The 19,587-nt window shown below is 44.1% G+C and carries 21 protein-coding genes; 5 read left to right on the plus strand and 16 right to left on the minus strand.

All coding sequences use genetic code 11. The features are described from left to right. Positions 1–2 precede the first annotated feature (2 nt). From AC3RV5_RS22110 to AC3RV5_RS22135, 6 genes are all read right to left on the minus strand, one after another. Positions 3–188, minus strand: a complete 186-nt coding sequence (locus AC3RV5_RS22110) for a hypothetical protein (RefSeq protein WP_489729716.1) — start codon at positions 186–188, stop codon at positions 3–5. A 169-nt stretch (positions 189–357) separates the two neighbouring features. Continuing rightward, positions 358–552 (minus strand): hypothetical protein, encoded by a 195-nt coding sequence (locus tag AC3RV5_RS22115; RefSeq protein WP_489729717.1) that lies wholly within the window; start codon positions 550–552, stop codon positions 358–360. Between the two features lie 43 nt (positions 553–595). Further along, positions 596–772, minus strand: a complete 177-nt coding sequence (locus AC3RV5_RS22120; RefSeq protein WP_489729718.1) for a DUF1328 domain-containing protein — start codon at positions 770–772, stop codon at positions 596–598. Between the two features lie 420 nt (positions 773–1,192). Further along, positions 1,193–2,281: an AsmA family protein gene (locus tag AC3RV5_RS22125; protein WP_489729719.1), complete on the minus strand. Its 1,089-nt coding sequence runs from the start codon at positions 2,279–2,281 to the stop codon at positions 1,193–1,195. A 73-nt stretch (positions 2,282–2,354) separates the two neighbouring features. Further along, positions 2,355–2,513, minus strand: a complete 159-nt coding sequence (locus AC3RV5_RS22130; protein ID WP_489729720.1) for a YqaE/Pmp3 family membrane protein — start codon at positions 2,511–2,513, stop codon at positions 2,355–2,357. 79 nt (positions 2,514–2,592) lie between these two features. Beyond that, complete coding sequence (locus AC3RV5_RS22135) at positions 2,593–3,555, minus strand: YihY/virulence factor BrkB family protein (protein ID WP_489729721.1); 963 nt, start codon at positions 3,553–3,555, stop codon at positions 2,593–2,595. 140 nt (positions 3,556–3,695) lie between these two features. Here AC3RV5_RS22135 and AC3RV5_RS22140 point away from each other — a divergent pair, with 140 nt between their 5' ends. Then, entirely contained in the window at positions 3,696–4,844 is a 1,149-nt protein-coding gene (locus tag AC3RV5_RS22140) for a mechanosensitive ion channel family protein (RefSeq protein ID WP_489729722.1), read from the plus strand. Between the two features lie 147 nt (positions 4,845–4,991). Here AC3RV5_RS22140 and AC3RV5_RS22145 read toward each other — a convergent pair whose 3' ends face one another. From AC3RV5_RS22145 to AC3RV5_RS22165, 5 genes are all read right to left on the minus strand, one after another. Continuing rightward, positions 4,992–5,165: a hypothetical protein gene (locus tag AC3RV5_RS22145; RefSeq protein ID WP_489729723.1), complete on the minus strand. Its 174-nt coding sequence runs from the start codon at positions 5,163–5,165 to the stop codon at positions 4,992–4,994. 349 nt (positions 5,166–5,514) lie between these two features. Further along, positions 5,515–5,715, minus strand: a complete 201-nt coding sequence (locus tag AC3RV5_RS22150; RefSeq protein WP_489729724.1) for a hypothetical protein — start codon at positions 5,713–5,715, stop codon at positions 5,515–5,517. A gap of 183 nt (positions 5,716–5,898) precedes the next feature. Continuing rightward, on the minus strand, positions 5,899–7,146 hold the full coding sequence (locus tag AC3RV5_RS22155) for a glutamate-5-semialdehyde dehydrogenase (protein ID WP_489729725.1): 1,248 nt from the start codon (positions 7,144–7,146) through the stop codon (positions 5,899–5,901). Then, entirely contained in the window at positions 7,143–8,249 is a 1,107-nt protein-coding gene (proB, locus tag AC3RV5_RS22160; protein ID WP_489729726.1) for a glutamate 5-kinase, read from the minus strand. Before proB ends, AC3RV5_RS22155 begins: the two co-directional genes overlap by 4 nt. Beyond that, positions 8,242–8,643, minus strand: a complete 402-nt coding sequence (locus AC3RV5_RS22165) for a hypothetical protein (RefSeq protein ID WP_489729727.1) — start codon at positions 8,641–8,643, stop codon at positions 8,242–8,244. The genes proB and AC3RV5_RS22165 overlap by 8 nt, the downstream gene beginning before the upstream one ends. Before the next feature lie 439 nt (positions 8,644–9,082). Between AC3RV5_RS22165 and AC3RV5_RS22170 the strand changes: the two genes are divergently transcribed. The 4 genes from AC3RV5_RS22170 (at position 9,083) to AC3RV5_RS22185 (ending at position 13,818) form a co-directional block, all read left to right on the plus strand. Beyond that, on the plus strand, positions 9,083–9,556 hold the full coding sequence (locus tag AC3RV5_RS22170; RefSeq protein ID WP_489729728.1) for a MarR family winged helix-turn-helix transcriptional regulator: 474 nt from the start codon (positions 9,083–9,085) through the stop codon (positions 9,554–9,556). Positions 9,557–10,026: 470 nt separating this feature from the next. Further along, positions 10,027–10,947 carry an MlaA family lipoprotein gene (locus AC3RV5_RS22175; RefSeq protein WP_489729729.1) on the plus strand — a complete coding sequence of 307 codons (921 nt, stop codon included), beginning with the start codon at positions 10,027–10,029 and terminating at the stop codon, positions 10,945–10,947. A gap of 7 nt (positions 10,948–10,954) precedes the next feature. Beyond that, the gene (locus AC3RV5_RS22180) at positions 10,955–13,366 is read left to right on the plus strand and encodes an efflux RND transporter permease subunit (protein ID WP_489729730.1); all 2,412 of its coding nucleotides are present in this window, start codon (positions 10,955–10,957) and stop codon (positions 13,364–13,366) included. A 263-nt stretch (positions 13,367–13,629) separates the two neighbouring features. Continuing rightward, positions 13,630–13,818, plus strand: coding sequence for a CsbD family protein (locus AC3RV5_RS22185; protein ID WP_489729731.1), 189 nt, complete (start codon positions 13,630–13,632; stop codon positions 13,816–13,818). 124 nt (positions 13,819–13,942) lie between these two features. Here the strand turns inward: AC3RV5_RS22185 and AC3RV5_RS22190 are convergent, their stop codons facing one another. The 5 genes from AC3RV5_RS22190 to AC3RV5_RS22210 form a co-directional block, all read right to left on the minus strand. Beyond that, positions 13,943–15,904: a response regulator gene (locus AC3RV5_RS22190; RefSeq protein ID WP_489729732.1), complete on the minus strand. Its 1,962-nt coding sequence runs from the start codon at positions 15,902–15,904 to the stop codon at positions 13,943–13,945. Positions 15,905–15,927: 23 nt separating this feature from the next. Then, complete coding sequence (locus tag AC3RV5_RS22195) at positions 15,928–16,386, minus strand: response regulator (RefSeq protein WP_489729733.1); 459 nt, start codon at positions 16,384–16,386, stop codon at positions 15,928–15,930. Next, on the minus strand, positions 16,376–17,869 hold the full coding sequence (locus AC3RV5_RS22200; RefSeq protein WP_489729734.1) for a sensor histidine kinase: 1,494 nt from the start codon (positions 17,867–17,869) through the stop codon (positions 16,376–16,378). Before AC3RV5_RS22200 ends, AC3RV5_RS22195 begins: the two co-directional genes overlap by 11 nt. 62 nt (positions 17,870–17,931) lie before the next feature. Next, positions 17,932–18,156, minus strand: coding sequence for a histidine kinase (locus AC3RV5_RS22205; protein WP_489729735.1), 225 nt, complete (start codon positions 18,154–18,156; stop codon positions 17,932–17,934). Between the two features lie 9 nt (positions 18,157–18,165). Beyond that, positions 18,166–19,491, minus strand: coding sequence for a sigma-54-dependent transcriptional regulator (locus AC3RV5_RS22210; protein WP_489729736.1), 1,326 nt, complete (start codon positions 19,489–19,491; stop codon positions 18,166–18,168). Positions 19,492–19,587 lie beyond the last annotated feature (96 nt).

Raw genomic sequence — 19,587 nt, forward strand, 5'->3', positions numbered from 1 at the left:
AATCAATGTTGCTGGTCGCGCTTTTTCGTCTTCATGGCCAGAATTACCAAGGCAACAACCGCTATAATCGTTATCACGCCAAAAGCGGCGAGAAAGGTGGTCAACAGGCTGCCAGACCCCATACCGCCTGCCGAAAAGATCACTCCTAAGGAAACAGCAAAAATAATAATGCTGATTTGTAGTAACATTTCAGCTACTCCTGGCGTTACGCCATTATGGATCATTATTGGACAAAGGCCGATTGTAAACAAAACCCCCTGTGCCACAGATAACATTCGCGGACAATTCAGGGGTACAAAAAAGGGGTGAAATCACCCCTTTTTTTACAACGTGTTTATAACAGGTAAGACCCGAATATTAACAATCAGTGTCTTCTGCGTTTGCACCTTCTTTCACATCTTCACATGCGTCTTCAATAGCGTTGCCAGCGTCAGTCGCCATTTCGTCCATTGTTTCACCAGCGTCTTCAGCATCGTTATCGTTACAGGCTGTTACCATAGTAAGTGAACCGAAAACCAAAGCTAAAAGGGTAAATTTCTTAAGTAAGTTCATAGTGAATCTCCATGTATTAGTAAAAAGTGTTGATAAAAATTGATTATACCCTAGGGCCTTTACCCCGAACAGCATTTGCTACCAGAGATAAAACCAACAGAACTAGAAACACAAAAAATATAATCTTTGCGATACCTGCAGCCGTGCCGGCTATACCACCAAAACCCATCACACCAGCCAAAATAGCGATAATTAAAAATGTTAATGCCCAGCCCAACATAATATTCTCCTTGATATTCAAAATTATTTTATAATCGAAACATATAATGCGTTATTCATGCCAATCAAAAATATTTTATAACCATTTGATTTAAAACAACTTAAAATACATTAGTGAGTTCCGAAGGGATAATCAGCAATTCATGCTTGAAATATTTACATTAAACAATGGAATAGTTGCACGGCATATCTGCTGGATCAGGCTTTTTGGTTCAGGCAAGGTTCTAATATTAGTTCAGTGATCAAAGGTTAAAAATCCGAGCAGTACAGTAGTTGTAATCGTACCGATTTCCATGGTGTTCCTGAAGTATTAAGTTAAGTGGAATACTGGCGAATCTGTGCCAAAGTCGTTTGGTAGAGTGGGAGAAGACATAAATTGAAATGGCTTGAGCCGATAGGGTGCATCCGCGTGTTTTATAAATTAAGGGGTTTCATCAAATGAGATGATTTTGTCGACTTTCATATCAAAGGCCTTTACGAAACCATTTTTTAAGATAGCCGCGATGGCTGGTAAAAGTGGAGTGTCAATACTATCTATTTGCCCTTCTAAGGGTATGCGTGTGGCGAGCAGATCTTTTTTATCGTTTTCCAGGATCTCGGACAAACCACCAGTTAATCCCTCAAATAGCCATTCAAACGGGTTGTCGCCATCCTTTACGACATCTTCTTGCCAGTCAAACACGTCCAGGTGGTATACCCCTACCTCTACATAGCCTTGGACCTGCCCCTGCTTGGCAGCTAACTCCATGGCAAAATCTATTTCACCGGCTTCAAAATCAAAAGGAGTATAAAAACTTATAAGGTGGTCAATTTGTTTAACGGGCAGACGCTGCATTTCCACGTCGAAATCGAATGTGGGTTTAGAAGCATAAGGATCATAGGAACCCGACATTATTAAGGGGCAAACACCCGCAACTTTTGCTTGCATCGAAATTTGCGTGACCAGACTGCCAGAGAATGCTCGGCTGTTGGTCAAATTAGTGATCTGACCGTTGACTTCTTGTATCTGGGTGACGGTCCTACGTTCGTCACTGAAGGTCTCTAGTGCAATGACCCCGTCAATTATATCGACGCGATCTATGGAAAAGGGCGCTAAACGGTTGACCAATGTGATCCAGGTTTCTTCGTCTTTTACATCCGGGTTAATTTTTTCATCTCGTCCAGCGGTGTCAATGAAATAAAACTCCGGATGGGTGAAGACCAGTTCTGCGACTATGGCGCCATTAAACAATGCCGACCAAAGTATAGAAATATCCAATTGACTAACCTTAATCAACGGCTTTTGTTGCTGACCATCCACCATATACAATTCAATGTCGTTTACTTGATAGGCTCCCCGGTACAAGGCGATATCCACATCACCGACCCTGCCGCTGATCCCGGCAGTGGTGGAGATAGCGTAATTGATGCCCTTTTTAACCGCCAGCGGCGCAAATAAACGCGCTAGTATCAGCAAAACAACGAGGCCTACTGAAATTTTTATAATGCGCGACCGGCGTAGATTTGACATCTAACCTCTCTTAGGATCTTTAGCCGGAAAATGTTACACACCCAAGCGCTAATTTTACCGGCTAGAAAACACGTTACCTTTTGGCGATGATCCAAACAGCGTGGATGATCCCCGGGATATAACCAAGTAATGTTAACAATATATTCAACCAGAACGCCCCGCCTAAACCAACCTGCAAAAACACGCCTAAAGGGGGCAATAAAATAGCGATAATAATACGAAATAAATCCATGTGAACTCTCCTCTATGTTAATCGAATTATTACATAGGCAATTACCGTTCCCATTTTGCTAATTGTGCTTAATATTCCGTTAGTCTATTTTTGATCTGAGGTCCTCTGGTACCGTGTCAGCCACCCGAGCGCCCCTGTCACCCATTTTATGGTTAGGCCCATGAGTACTGTCTTGCACAGTTTGATGCTCCATGGCCGCGTTGAATTCAGAACCCAACAGAACGATAAAGGCGGTGATGTAAAACCACATCAAAAGGATGACCACACTGCCCACCGAACCATAGGTTTCATCATAACTGGCAAAACTGGTCAGATAAAATGAAAACACTCCGGAAAAAAGTATCCAGATGCAACTGGCAAGGACTGATCCCGGTGTCACCCAACGCCATTTCGCATTTCTCCTATCAGGCCCATAGCGGTAAAATGCCGCCAAAGCCAGGTTAAATACTATTGCTAGAATTGGCCAGGTCAACCATTTCATTATCCCACTACTGTATGCCCGTAGACCGACCGAATCCAATAACATCGGAAGTAGTGCTATGGAAAATAAAGCCAGTACCATAACTAATACGGCGCAAACGGTTAAAGTGAATCGCAGGAGGATCTTTTTAAAAAAGCTCTGAGTTTGTTTTTCTCCATAGGTAATATTGCTGGCCGTCACCATGGCTTGGGTCCCTTTACTTGCGCTCCACACGGCGAACAGGGTACTGAGCACGGCCCCAAATCCTAAGGCAGTTTCAGATTTGCTGATCACCCGCTCGATTTGCGTTTGCAGTATATCCCTGCTTTGTTCAGGTATTACACCGATCAGGTGACTTAAATGCCCCTGCAGATCTTGGGGCGATACAAGTAAACCATAAACAGAAATTAGTGCTGCCAGCATGGGAAATATAGCTAACAAGAAATAAAATGCTACCCCCGCGGCAATCAGTGACAGATTATCCTCATTCATGTGTTTAAAAGTTCGACGCAATATGTCCCACCAAGCAATAAGCGGCAGCTCGGTTGGTGATTGAGCCTGTTGACCTCTTTTAGTATTCACCTAACTCTCCATCAATTGAACCCGAACTCATTGCCCATACAAGAACTCATTTATCAGTATATTATTTACAGCATACTGGTTCTTAAACCAGCTTAATGTTATTTATCTAACAAAATTAAACCATCACGAGCGGAAAACTTATGGAAATTCGGAGCCTATTGGCCGTAATAATGATGTTATTAAGCAGCGGTTATGCCAATTCTATGCCTGCTGCTGAAAAGGCGACAGAAGGTGCGGGATGGGTGCAACCTATAGATATTTGGCAAGACGTGATCTTACTTTGGCATAATACCTTGACCGCGCTACCAATGATCGCACTGGGTCTAGTCGTTTTTGTGCTATTTTATTTGGCTGCCAGACCCTTATCAACCCTGTTGGTCAAACCCATTGCTTATGTCAGTCAAAGCCAGCTTATCGAACTGGTTACCAGGAGGCTGATCAGCTTATTGATTATCTTACTGGGCCTGTATATATTTTTGCGTTTCGCCGGACTGACCGAATTTGCCATTGCCATCGTCAGCGGAACTGGGGTAATGGGCTTAGTGTTGGGTTTTGCTTTTCGTGATATCGCCGAAAACTTCATTTCAAGCCTGTTATTAAGTGTGCAAAAACCCTTTAAAATAGACGATGTAATTGAAGTCCAGGGTCAGTTAGGGGTAGTCAAACAAGTCACAGCCAGAGCGACCACCCTGGTTGATTTTGATGGTAATCACATACAAATCCCCAATGCCACCATATACAAAAATATCATCCGCAATTTGACCGCCAATCCAAAAATGCGCGGCCACTTCCTTATCGGCATCGGTTATGATTCCAGTATATTGGCATCGCAAAAACTGGCCACCGGGGTGTTACTCGCTCATCGGGCCGTATTGAATGATCCTGAGCCACAAATTTTGATTGAGAACCTGGCATCTTCAAGCGTCAATTTACGGGTCTATTTCTGGATAAACAGTCACGAACATAGTGTGCTCAAGGTTTCATCCATGTTGATGCGTTTGATCATGCGTGAATTTGAGAAAAATGGCATTAGTATGCCTGATGATGCCCGTGAAATTATTTTCCCACAAGGAGTGCCTATACATCAAATGGATAAGGCCTCCCCTGCAAAAGAAATACCTACAACCCGTATTGAGAAGCCGGTTGAATTGGCAGACAGCACCCTTGAACATATTGAAAATGATCAACGTGATGACCACATGGTGGATGATCTTAGCAGTGACACCGGGGACATTCGCCAGCAGGCTCAGGAAGCCCGGGATCCAGAACAGGGTGCCAACATTTTATAGCTTCGAGGCCTTGTGACAGAACCCAAATGTAAGTTTTTTGCACCTGAGGTGGAAAAATATGATTGCCCGAGGGGGCACGTGAAGCGGCAATAACTAAATCCTGGCCATTTATCGACTAATAGCAAGCTGCCTGTTCAATGGCACTGGCTAGCGATCAGAATAAGCAGCACTAGCCTGATCTGCGGCTTTTTGTATGGCAATTACAAACAGCCCGACAATATTTTGATTCTTAAAGGCGTTAACAGCGCAACTGGCAGAACTGAACACCATGGTGACCTGCTCACGCAGTTCGTGCAAAGGTTTGACACTTCTTTTAGCCATGGCAGCACCCGTGGCACTTTGACACACGGCCATTCTAGTGACTGATGGGGCAAGGCCCTATGCGCATGCGGATTTTTCAATGACTTCCACAAAGAGGAAAAAATAAGCCGGTGCACCACCAATGGTAGAGGTGAACGTTGCCATTTGTCCTTGGTCTTCCACCCAGATTGCCTAACTTACTGCCTGTATAACCTATTCACTGTGGTGATGTCTTACACGCCACATTCTAGACCTGTGTGTAAAGCGGGGAGCCCCTGAAAAATTGAACTAGGCAAGTTTGGTGCGCCGCATATAACTCGTTTGGCTCCACCCAAGTATTGACACAACGTACGGTGGCTGATGCCCTCAACTATAGGGATAAGCACCTTGTTCGCCAGGCTTTCTGCATGGCATTTCGAAACTGCATACATACTTCACTGACCAGTACGCCATACACGTTTACTATCAACAGCTCCGCAAAGCGCACCGCAGCTTCGTTGGTTGCATCGACTCCAATATGAAAATCAGCTAATGCTGAGATACGAATAGAAGGACGAGGATCACCCAGCAAAATATTCCTGCGCTAGAGAGCGTGTTTTATCAAGCCATCAGTTAAGACTAATGACATTTTGCCACTACCTACAAAGGCAATGTTCAAAGTCGGCTCAAGCACACTTTTCTGCTGTCTAGTTTATAGCCACACTATGGCAACATAACGCTTGGCATAGTGTGGCTATCTGTCTTTGGAGATTATTTAGGCGCGAATCTGGCCAGATCCAGTGACCAAGTATTTTTCGGTGGTCAACGATTCGAGTCCCATTGGACCGTAAGCATGCAATTTAGTAGTTGCTATGCCGATTTCGGCGCCCAGACCCAATTCGCAGCCATCAGAGAAACGTGATGACGCATTGACCATGACGACTGATGCATCAACACTGCGCTGAAAACGCCGGGCAGTAAGCTCACTTTTAGTACAGATAACTTCAGTATGATGACTGCCAAAACGTACAATATGGGCTAACGCGCCATCCATATTCTCTACCAGGCGCACCGCAATTTCCAAATCGAGGTACTCCTGTCCAAAATCATTTTCTGCCAGTATATTTGCTTGCTCGAAATACTTGGCAGCCCCTGCGCTAGCATTAATTTTCACCTGGGCATCTTTTAATGCGGCGGCGGCCAGGGGCAAAAAGTCCTCGGCAATATCTTTATGTACCAGTAAACCTTCAATAGCGTTACACACACCTGTACGGTGAGTTTTACCATTAACCAATAGATTAAGGGCGGTCGTCAGATCGGCATCTTTGTCTATATACAAATGACATACCCCTTTGAAATGTTGGATCACAGGAATTTTGCTGTTGTCCGTCACAAAGTTGATTAAACCTTCGCCACCTCGAGGAATAATAACGTCGATGTATGCTCGCTGCTGCATCAGTTCCATCATCAGTTCCCGGTCTGGATTAGGCACAACAGTGATGAGCTCGGGGGGCAGATTATGTTGAAGAAGCACCTTTTGCAATACACCGGCTATCACTTTACTGGTAGCCAAGGCTTCTTTGCCACCGCGCAGAATAACGGCATTGCCCGATTTAAAACACAGTGCCCCGGCATCTGCGGTCACATTGGGACGTGCTTCAAATATCATACATACCACACCTAAGGGAATGCGCATTTTACTGATTTTCAAACCGTTAGGACGTTCGCCTATAATGCGTTCTTTACCGACAGGATCAGGCAATGACACTATAGTTTCAATTCCTTGGGCCATGCTTTCGATACGCTCATCATTAAGCGTCAACCTGTCAAGCATGGCATCACCAAGTTGATTGTCCCGCGCAGCATTAAGATCCTGTTCGTTAGCCGTCAGGATCATTTGTTTCTGGGCGCGAAGCGCATCTGCCATTTCCTGGAGAACTTTATCTTTAGTGGCCTCATCAAGAACGGCCAAGATTTGTGCTGCTTGTGCAGCCTTGCTAGATAATTCGGTAATTAAACTCATTTTTTCTCCAGTACAGCGATATTTTTCTCAGAAATGATGGGGCCGGTTTTGCTTTGAAATTCACCTGCAAATTTACGATCACTTTGTTCGGCAATAAAACTTAACAGACAGCTGCTGTAATTGGATTTGGCCTTAGCCAAACGGGTTCCGTCACCTTTACGGACTAATATGGTATCCCCCACAGAAAAGTCGCCGTTGACCTCAATAATTTCATCACTGGTGAACTGGGCGCTTTCAAGCGCTAAGGACGTATCGAAATCATTTTCAACCACCAATTCCCCTTGCTCTTTTGAAGTATGGGTCATCCAATGTACATGTTCTTGCATAGGTTTGGCATAAGGTATGAAGTGCGTGCCCGGATTTTTACCCTCCAGCAAGGAATTAAAAGACGCAGCCTTAAAGCCGTTGACAATAAAGGTATTTATGCCATGGGAAGTCGCCTTTTCTGCCGCTTCTATCTTAGTTTTCATGCCACCAGTGCCGACTGCACTTGTTGCGCCGCCACCCATAGCATATATTTTACTGTCTATAGTGGTAACTTCTGGCAACAGCACCGCATCGTCATGCTCATTGGGATTTTTATCATAGAGCCCGTCTACATCTGAACAGATGATCAATGCATCTGCATCCGCAGCGGCGGCCACCATGGCCGACAAGTTATCATTGTCACCCACTTTTAAATTGTCTGTAGTAACTGTATCGTTTTCATTAATGATGGGTAATACGCCGTGTTCTAACAGAGTAAAAATGGTCTCTTTAATACTCACATAACGCTCTCGATCTCGCAGGTCGCCGTGAGTGAGCAGAATTTGTGCCGTGGGGAAATCAAATAACTTGTCCCAGGTTGCCATCATTTCGGTCTGTCCAGCCGCGGCCATGGCTTTTTTAATAGCAATATTCATTTTCAGCGAATCTGGAAAAATATTGGCGCCGGCAGCGACCGAACCCGAGGAGACCAGTACGACTTGCACGCCATTTGTGCGACAGCGAACAATAAATTGCGCAATGCTCAACAGATAATGGCTGCTGCAACCATTTTGGTGTGGTGCTATTAGTGCGCTACCAACTTTAATGACTACGCTTTTCCAATTGTGCTTATTCATTTCTAACTCCTATAAATTCATGTTGTCCTGCCAAAACACGATTGTTTTTTTCAAACATCAGAGTTGTGGAATGATTGGGTTGTTGACCAATGGCGCTGACTAGCCACATGACTAGACTGCTGGTGATCAACCCGGGTATTATTTCGTATACCAGACGACTTAATGTTTGCCCATCAGGTAAAACAGGTGGATTAATCTCTACTAAATTTGTGCTACCACCGGCTAAGATCTCGGCTATCGCTAACTTGTGTGGCAAAACTAGTACATCGAACTGTGGTTTAATTTGTCTGCTACCCAATAAATAGCCACACATGTCACTGGCACAGCGACGATAAACAAACACGCCTATACCTGATATCGCGGTTAAACGTAACAGTGTGGAAATAAAACTCATTTTGAACTAACTACTGTCTGGTGGGTATATGGTCGGCTGTGTTGCTGATGCGGTCAGCTAAACCTAATAAAGAAACTGTGGTCAAAAGCCAGAAACTGATAAAATGTAAAGCATTTATAATGATTTCCTCGGTAGATATTGCAAGCGTCTTACCGTTCGCTATAAGCGTTTTCATTGTATCTCCGTTAATGAATTAATAGGTACCACACTAATTATTTCAACCCAATTAATTAGTGTACGAACGGTATTATGCTCAAATTCCGTGCAAAGATCAAATTTAACCTTTCATATGTGTAGGTTACAAACGCTTTTGGAGTGCTCAAGAGACTGCGCAGATGCAGTAAATAAGGCGACAAATAACACTAGTGACGTGCTTTATGTTGCATTAAAGTGCAGATTTGATAGGGTTCGCGGGTTTTTACTGAAGAAGTTAACAGTTATGAAAAAGTATGATGAATTACTTGTTTCCTTGAGACGAGTGATACGTGCAATTGATCTTTACTCCAAGAAATTAAGTAAAGAAACCGGGCTGACCAGTCCACAATTGATTGTCATGCAGGAAATTGCCGCCAACGAAGATGTAATGGTCAAACATATTGCCCAAAATATTAATCTCAGTCCCGCCACTGTCACTAGCATATTGGACCGTTTAGAAGCCAAGGCCTATGTTATACGCCAGCGTTACACCATCGATAAACGCAAAGTTGGTTTACACCTCACCGACGCCGGCTTCGACGCGATCAAAGATGCGCCGACTCTACTTCAAGATCACTTCATCAAACGTTTCGAATCGCTGGATGAATGGGAACAGACCCAGTTGGTATCTACCATGCAGAGGATCGCTAAAATGATGGATGCCGATGCTTTGGATGCCGCGCCTTTATTGCAGGTTGGACAAATTTACGACAAATAGACCAGGCACCTCGCCGAACTTGTTCGTTCTCTTGGCAAGCTCGTTAAACAGATCGCCCTCTAATCATTAGCAGAACAGCCATCAACCTTGATATTCAAGTTAGAACGATCCGAATAGGTCACTTCTAGCGTAACAACCGGAAAGAATGTCAGTTGCTAACTGCAACTTTTACCTGAAAGTTACAATATTTCATTAAATTCTATAAAATATTGATAATATTCAAAAACTTAAATTTGGCCCAATTATTGTAGTAAATTACAGACAAGGGATATTAAAACGGCTCTTGTTTAATGAACGCTTGAGACATTGTTAACTCGAACTAACAGATTTACCCGGCCCTGTTGGTGCGTTAGAGCTTCCAAGAATGACAATCCTGCAGTTAGGGCTACCCAAAGCTGCCCAGATAGGGGATTGTTAAGCAGGAAATTTTAGAACTACTATTTTGACCAAACACCTTGAGGAATACGCCGTTGCAATCTGTTAAATTATTTGCATGTCTACCCAAACCGTTCCTTGCTGTCAGCTGTTTTTTATTACTATCTGCGTGTAGTACCCATAAAGCCAGCCCACCACTTGACAGCTTACCGACACAAAAACAACCTGGCACGGAGCTTATAGTTAACAGTTCCCATGGGACACAAAGCATAGAGCCGACAGTGGTAAGTTATGCTGCAGATGATGCCCAATCAGAGACTGATGTGGGGCAAGTGCCGGCCTTTGATGATCCCCTGGAATTTATTAACCGACCCATTTTTGCATTCAATGATAAATTGTTTGAATACGTGTTAATTCCAGCAAGTAAAGGATACACCGCAGTGGTACCCGAGCCAGTCAGACAAGGCGTAACCAACTTTTTTAGTAATATTCGCGAACCACTTAATGCTTTGAATCAGCTGTTTCAAGGCCAAGCAGGCAGCAGTGGCAAAAGTATAGGACGATTTTTGATCAATTCCACCGTGGGTGTGTTGGGCTTTTTTGACCCGGCCAAGGGCTGGTTTGATTTAGAATCAAATGTGTCCACCATCAATGACACCTTAGCCAGTTATGACGTGGGTTATGGCAGCTATATAGTTTTGCCTATACTCGGGCAGTCAGACCTGAGGAACGGTTTCTCAACGATTACTGAATCAATATTTAGCCCCATACAATATGTCACTGATGATCCCCAAACCTTGTATATCCAGATTTATGGTGGTTTTCATCAATTCGCTCCACAAGCACCGACTTATGAGCAACTGCGCGATGAAGCCGAAGATCCCTATGTGTTTTTCCGGAATATGTATATGCAAGGCGTACTCAGAAATCAGCAATATCCGAGCGAAACGCCACAGCAGAACGAGCAAGATAGCGATACCAAATCTTCAAAGCAGCCCGTAAACAACCCTGAGTAAGTGATCCATGACCAACCGCCTAGCTAACTTTATTATTCATAACGCTAAACTTATCTTGTTAATATTTGCCCTTGCTGGGGGCGTGGCGTTGTGGGCAGCTCAGCAATTCAAGATCGATGCATCCGCCGACACTTTATTGCTCAAAAACAATAAATTGTATATTAATACCCAGATCATGAATAAGCGCTTCGCACCTCAGGAATTTATTTTGGTCGCTTATGAGCCTAAAGCTCACCCCTTGTTTAGCGATAAGTCCTTTAGCGACATTCAAAAAATATCGGCACAATTTAGTAAGTTGACCAGGGTTAGTGCCGTGACCAATATCTTAAACGTTCCGCTACTGTCTTTGTCTGGCGCTCTGGATCCCGACATCAAGCCGGACGAGTTGTCATGGAATGCCAAACATTACTCCCCACAAAAAATGCAGGAAGTATTTAAGGATCATCCCTTGTTTACTGACTTACTGGTTAACGGTAAGCAAACCGCAACTGCTATGCAGATTTTGTTTAAGCCAAATCAGCAATTACGCGCCATCCAAGACCAAATTATCGATATTCAAAAGAAGCTTCTAAACGATGAGCTAAATGAGGAAGAACAGGCGAAAATAGAATTCCTCAAGGCCCAAGCCGATCCGATAGAAGAGCAACTCACCTTGCTGAGGCAACAGGAAATAGAGCAGATTTATCAAATAATCTCGGCTTATGAAGACGATGCTAACCTGTACTTAGGCGGAGCCTACGTACTCGGTCAGCAGATGATCGATATAATTCAAAATGACCTGGTTATTTTTGGTAGCGCCATAGGACTAGCCATCTGTCTGCTGTTATTTGTACTGTTTAGAAAAATTCGCTGGGTTGTTCTGCCCCTGTTGTGTTGCGCCTTAAGTGTGCTGATCACCATTGGTATTTTTGGCTTGCTGGACATGCGCACTACCGTTATTTCATCAAACTTCATCGCTCTACAGTTAATCCTTACGTTAGCAGTAGTCGTGCATCTTATAGTCGAATTCCGCCAGCTTGAAGCTAAGGATCAAGATGCCGGGCATGTTGATCTGCTGCGCCAAACCTTTTGCAATAAATTTAATCCTTGTCTCTATGCAGGATTAACCACCTCAGTTGGATTTGCTTCCCTATTGTTCAGTGGCATCCAACCTGTAGTCAGTTTTGGGTGGATGATGATGGTAGCCATGGCTGTATCCATATTGGTCAGTCTGGTGCTGTTTCCAGCCGTTCTGGCATTATTTAGCCGTGGTAGCGAGAGCTATTCAAGCCGAGCGAGTCAATGGCTCATATCCTCAATAAGTCACTTCACCTTGCAGTTTCCGGCTCTGATTATCATTTTGACATTGTTAGTCACAGGCGTATCTGTAGCTGGGATCTTAAAACTGGACGTAGAAAATAGCTTCCTGAATTATTTCAAAGAATCGACCCAGGTGCGCAAAGAACTGGAATTTATAGACCGTGAGTTTGGTGGCTCTACACCGCTGGATTTAGTTTATACCATTCCTGCCAACGAACAGAAAACCGATCTGGTGCTGAGTGCCAAAGCCGTGCAAAGCTTGCAAAAAATCCAGCATGTCATGCGTCAATATGAGGCCACCGGGAATATTACCTCAGTGGTGAATTTTACCGAGCTTGCCAAACAAATTAACCAAGGCAGACCGTTAACCGAGTATGAGCTCACGGTAATTTACAAGCTGCTCGATGAATCTCTCACCGAGCAACTATTAGGTGCCTACTTTGATCCTCAATCCCAGCAACTACGCATCAGCACGAGGATTAAAGACAGCACAGCAAATTTTAACCGCGCTGAGTTTTTACAAACCTTACGTCAAGATCTCAACACCTTGGGCCTCAAAGAAGACAGTTATTCTCTAACCAACCTCTTTGTGCTCTATCAAGACATACTACAGCGCCTCTTTACCTCGCAAATCATGACGCTTGGCTTGGTTTACCTAGCCCTAACATTAGTGTTATTTGCTATCTTTCGTTCTATCAAGGTCGCCCTGATTGCCGTATTACCCAATATACTGACCACCTTAATGATACTGGGCGTGATGGGCTGGTTAGGCATCGCCCTGGATTTAATGACGATTACCATTGCTGCCATAGCCATGGGAATAGCAGTGGATGACACCATCCATTTTGTGCACCGCTACCTTAAAGAGCTCAAATCCACAGATGCTACACAGGCGGTCCAACGTACGTTTAATAGTGTAGGTTATGCTCTTTTGTATACGACAACCATAATAGCCCTGGGCTTCTCGTTATTAAGCTTCTCGGATTTTGTACCCAGTATATTGTTCGGTTTATTGACGTGTTTGGCGATGTTGTTGGCTTTGATTACCGACACCACCTTATTACCCACTCTACTACACAGGTTTGTTAAGCCCAGCTCTGACACCGACTCCGCCTCATAACCTACAGCGTTTTTTGACTTTGGGGTCTTATCGCCCCTAAGTCAAAACAGATTTAGCTGCCAGCATTATGTTGAAATTGTTTCTAATCACCTTTGTAAATTTTACTCAGCAGTTGTCACAAACAGCCTACTAATTATATTTATACCCTTACTTATCAATAATTTAGAAAGTTGGTATAGCTATAGCATTAAGAACTGGGCATTACTTAAAAGGTATGCAGGCAGTTCAAGCAAAACCGCTAATTCAACGCACAGGAGAAGCATATGAACAGTGATATTGCGAAAGGTAAGTGGGACCAGCTAACTGGCTCGGTAAAAGAGAAATACGGGAAGCTTACCGACGATGACGTCAAACAGATCGACGGTAAATACGAAAAGTTTCACGGTAAAATGCAGGAAAAATACGGTATGAGTAAAGAAGAGACGCAAAAAGCCTTTAACGAACTCAACTGATCCACCTTCCGCTGGAACCGGGGCTTAAATTAATCTTAAACCTCTTGATACTGCTAATATCTTGGTTCCGGCGGACTTCTCTACATTTTAAGTCAGGCCTTTAACTCAAACCCTACAGTGCAGATCAGTCGCTATTGACTAGCTCGGAAAGTATTTGTCGGTTGATTGGCTTTAGCAAAAATGTATTAATCCCGGCCTCCTGAAGTTTCCCCTCTTCTGGCTGTTCGCCACTCAAAATCACTATATTCAAATTCGTATTTTGCTGACGTAATTGTTTGGCTAACGCAAAACCATTGATATCCGGTAGATGTAAGTCTAGTAGCACCTTAGTCCAATCAGAGCGCTGAGCAAACAATTCCAGGCATTGCTGACCCGTGTTGGCTACTTGCACTTTCACACCGAGTTTTTGCAACAGTAGTGCGGTTATATCAGCAGCATCTCGATCATCTTCCACTAACAAATAATGACAACTCTCAGTGGTGTCTGGCACGGGTTTTTTTTCTGCTTCCAAATGCGGAACTTGCATATAGTTTTTTAATACTGAGATGAGCGCATCATTATTAATGGGCTTTTCCAATACTTTGTCAAAACCCTGCTCTATCAATTCGTTACGCACACCTTTCATGGTCGCCGCTGTCATTGCCACTACAGGGCCATTGAAACTTTCTTCCCGGATATGTTTAATAGCTGTAGTGCCATCCATGACGGGCATGTGGATATCAATCAGTACCAAGTCATAAGGCTGCTGGTCCAACACGGCTGCTTTTACGCGGTCGAGGGCCTCAAGACCATTTTTAGCATATTCAACTGCAAGGCCTGTAGCAGAGACCAGGTGACCGACCAACAAACGAATATCGTTGACATCATCTACTACCAGCACTTTACCGCTGTAGAATAGGGTCTCGGTGACATTCGCATTTAGGGGTTTTGCATCAAAGGTTAGGGCCTCATGTCTGACTTGACTCACGTCTCCCGTCGCAATATGCGCAGTGAAACAACTCCCGGCGCCAAACTCAGAGTGAAGCTCTATTGCTCCGCCCATTTTGGCTATCAGCTCAGTACAGATGGCAAGCCCAAGACCACTACCTCCTTGGTGACGGGACACCACATCCGCCACTTGCTCAAAGGGTTTGAATACACTGGAGCGCTTGTCTTCGGGGATCCCTATACCGGTGTCAGATACGTCGAAATACAATAAGTGGCAGGCACTGTTTTGCTGCATCCACAATCTGACCGTGATATTGCCTTTCTCGGTAAATTTGATGGCATTACTGATCAGGTTGATTAACACCTGGCGTAAGCGTGTTTCATCTGTATATATTTGCAGGGGCAAAGGTGACTCAGAGCTAATCGTCAGCGCCAGACCCTTGTTATCTGCCGCCACACGCATCAGGGCGTACACGTCGGCAATCAAACTGTCCAGGCTCACTTCGGTGATATTCAGTTCAAGTTTATCCGCTGCAATTTTCGACAAATCCAACATATTATTCAACAAACTAAGTAAGTGTTTACTATTATTGAGCACTATACCCAGTTCAGTTCTGGCTCCCCGGCCGAGCTCAGAATCCATCAACAATTCGGTGTAACCTAAAATAGAAGTTAAGGGAGTACGTAACTCATGGCTCAAGTGAGCTAGAAAGCGGTCTTTTGAGCGATTTTCCGCTTCAGCTTTTAATCTATCTACCCGCTCTTTTTCAATTTCACGTCTGGCCAAGGCATACCGAATGGAGCGGGCAAAACGGGTACCGCTTAATTCGCTTTTGATTAGATAATCCACGGCCCCTGCATCAAGAGCAGCCATATCGACCTTCTCATCAGCTTGTCCGGTTAGCATAATAATCGGAGAGGTAAACCCAGCTTCAATGCCGCATTTGAGTACGGTGAGACCGTTTTCTGCCCCAAGTTGATAATCCAGTAAACATATGTCGTGACAATTTTTGGCCATTTCTGCCAGGGCATCGTTCTGATTGGTTACCCAATCGATTGCAAATTTGTGCGTCGTGAGTTGCTCAAGATAATCACAGGTCAGAATGTAGTCATCTTCGTCATCTTCGACTAACAACAATCGGGGAGTAATATTTGCCATAATATTGGGTTACGCTCTTGTCACTAATCGTCTTTAACTGGTAATTCGACAAATTCGACCCAGTAATTACCCAGCGCACGCATTAATGCCACCAGCCCTTCAAAAGTAACGGGTTTAGTAATATAGGATGCCGCTCCCAGATCATAACCTTTGACCATATCTTCTTCTTGAATTGAGGTGGTTAAAATCACAATAGGAATACTGCGTAAGTCAGGGTCCGCTTTAATATTTTGCAATGCTTCACGACCATCCATACGTGGCATATTTAAATCCAGCAGAATGAGTCCTGGTCGTGGCGAGTCACTCTTATCGGCATACTTCCCTTCGCGGCGCAGATAATTCAGCAGCTCTACACCGTCCTCCACACAGTGAAGTTCATTCAATACTCGACTTTCCCGCAGGGCATCCTCTGCTAACATGCGGTCGTCTTCATCATCATCAGCCATTAAAATGACGATGGGTTTAGCTTTGCTATATACCACTCAATTCTCCCATGTATTTGTTAACAACAGCCGCCACTGGCAACGTTATGGTAAATGTTGCACCTTCACCTAGTGCACTTTGTGCAGAAATCGTTCCGCCATGGCGCTCGACTATGCGGCGACACACTGCCAGGCCAATACCCGTACCTTTGTATTCAGAGCGGCCATGCAGGCGTTGAAAAGGCGAAAAAATCTTATCTGCGTAAGTTTGCTCAAAACCGATGCCGTTATCCGTGATCTTAATCTGATAACTTGGCACATCCAGATCCAATAGTTCATCTTTTACCATCACGTAATCGCAGCTCACGCTGAGGCATGGGGCCTGATCTGGCTTACGGAATTTCAATGCGTTGGATAACACGTTAATAAACAACTGATATATTTGGCTCGGATCGGCGCTAATTTTGGGCAATTGAGCAATATTGATTTGGGCATCACTCTCTTTTATAGCAATTTCGAGATCACCCAAAACCTGTTGCAAAGCAGTGTTTAAATCAACCTTAACAAAATCTTTACCCCGGGTAGTAATCCGGGAAAAATCCAATAAATCATTGATTAAATTAGACATTCTTAAAGCTGCTGCCGTCATGCGCTGAATATAATCCAAGCCTTTTTCATCCAGCTTGTCGGCATACATAGTGGTTAATCTGTTGCTAAACGCCTGAATTTTGCGTAAAGGCTCCTGTAAATCATGAGATGCTACAAAAGCGAAGTCTTCCAACTCCCGATTACTGCGTGATAGTTCATCGGCATAGATGGTCAGCTCCTGGGTGCGCTGGGCAACCTTTTCTGTCAATGACGCATTTTGCTCTTCCAGTTTGTCCTGATTTTTGGCGCTGGCCAGTAAGTTTTTGCGGGCCATCAGAAACATGCCTATCACCAATAGGCCACTGATAATAGCAGACACTCCAAAGTTTACTTTTGCATCACGCTGAACCCGTCGTAATTCATTAAAAAGCTGCTGTCGGTGTGCGAATTCAATCTGAATAATGTCTTTAAAGTTTTTGCGTATTTCGCGATACAGGTTGCGCCCCCTATTGGTCATAACCTGCTTTATTGCTCTATTTTCCTTTTCAGTTAACGCGAGCTTTACCGTAGTGATCAACTCATGCACTTTATCATTCACCAGCAGCAATAAACTGTTTATCTTGTTATCCTGCCCTTCGATTTCGGACTGGATCTCTTCAACACTGGCGATTTGCTCGTCCAATCCTTGCAGCGCTTCGTTATAGGGTGCCAGGTACTCTTCATATTCGGTTAGCAAATAGCCTCGCTGCCCTGATTCGGCAACGACTATCGACAAATGCAGATTATTTAAACGTACTATTGTATCCGCGGTTTTATCCAAACTTAATTGCACGCCACTGAGTTTATTGACCGTATTTAAGGCGATGGCTAAATTGATACCAATGAGGGCTACCACCAATACTGAAATGGCTATCCATGTGGCGGTAGTATTTCCAAACAATCTGTTACGCTGCATGCACACCCTTATGTATAAGGTCAGTTTCCATAGTTTAATTGTGTTTTATAGCCGCATCCTGCTTATTCAGCATAATAGTGTTCAGCCAATACCTGCAGTGCAGCGCTGCTGTCCTGGCAAGCCACCAGAATTTTGTCTAATGCGTCTAGGGCCTTTTCTTTGGGCATATCATGTTCTAATACAAGTTTGACCATTTCCGCCTGCATCGATATGCGATTCAGGGGATTACGTATATCATGAATTAAGGTATTAACTGGGGTGTTTCCTTCGCCTTGTGACTCGTACATAAATTACCTCTAAGCCTGGTTTCCCCAGGCATTCAGTCGGTTGTATAAGGTTTTTGTGCTAATGCCCAACATCTCGGCGGCCAGGGTTTTATTGCCCTCAACCTTCTCAAGTGTCACCCTAATCAGTTCCTTTTCCACGTCATCGATGGTTTGTCCTGCTGAGACATTGTTTTTAGGTTGTCTATTTTTTGAAAATGGTGACTCGAAGCTATTTGGCAAGGTAATCACTTTACTGGATGGATCGCTCATGATAAAGGCACGATGCACGGCGTGGCGTAATTCACGAATATTACCCGGCCACGAATACTCCTTTAATTTTGCCAGTTGCTGTTCTTGCCAGGTGAATTGTGTGCCGTTTTCATTATTTAACTCTTCCACAAAGGCAATGGCCAATAACGGAATATCACCGGTACGCTCCCGCAAAGGCGGAATAGTTATAGGGAATACCGCCAGGCGGAAATAAATATCTTCGCGCAATACTTTGCTTTCGGCTAACTCATCTATGGTGCGGTTAGTCGCCGAAATGACCCGACAGTCAACCGGCGTATCTTTGACTGCCCCGACCCGGGTAACACGTTTACTTTCAAGCACCCGCAACAGATTAGGTTGCATCTCAAGGGGCATTTCAGTGATCTCATCTAGAAATAAGGTGCCACCGATAGCTTGTTCAAAAACACCTAACTTACGTCCGACCGCACCGGTAAATGAACCCTTTTCGTGACCAAACAATTCACTTCCGATTAATTCCCGTGAAAAGGCCCCACAGTTTGTTGCCACCAATGGCCCTTCGGTACGACTGGCGGTATGAATAGCCTGAGCCACCACCTCTTTACCTACGCCACTTTCGCCCATTAACATCACATTGGCAGCAGTTTTCCCGACCCGGCCAATCATCTCGTACAATTCCTGCATGGGCGCTGATTCACCAACCAGACAGCCAAAATGTTTTTCTATCGCTGAGATGCTGGTCTTTTTAATCACCTTGGGTTTGCCCGATAACACCTGTTCCAGGTCTTCTCGCTGCAGGGGTTTAACCAAATAATTAACCTTGGGCCCGCACATACCTGCGATAATATTTTTCACCGCTGGATGGCCTGTGATCAAGGTCACAAAAGGCACTTTTTCAACTTTATTTAATTTATCGATAAGGTGCAGGGCGCTGCCATCTGGCAGCATGAAATCGAGTAAAATATGGTCAAACGCCTGCATATCAAGACACTTGTAGGCGTCTTCTAAACAGTTGGCTACTTCGACATCATGGTCAAGAAATTCGATGATACTTTTGGCTACTTCAGTAAACTCAATGTCATCATCCACTAATAAAACTTGAGACACATGTATTCCTTTTGGTAAAGCAAACTGACTGAACAGTTTATGGGTAATTTTTATTCACTAGCTAATATTTTTCACTCGGTAGCAACCAAATCTAAG

The sequence above is a fragment of the Paraglaciecola sp. IT1134 genome (assembly GCF_058068185.1).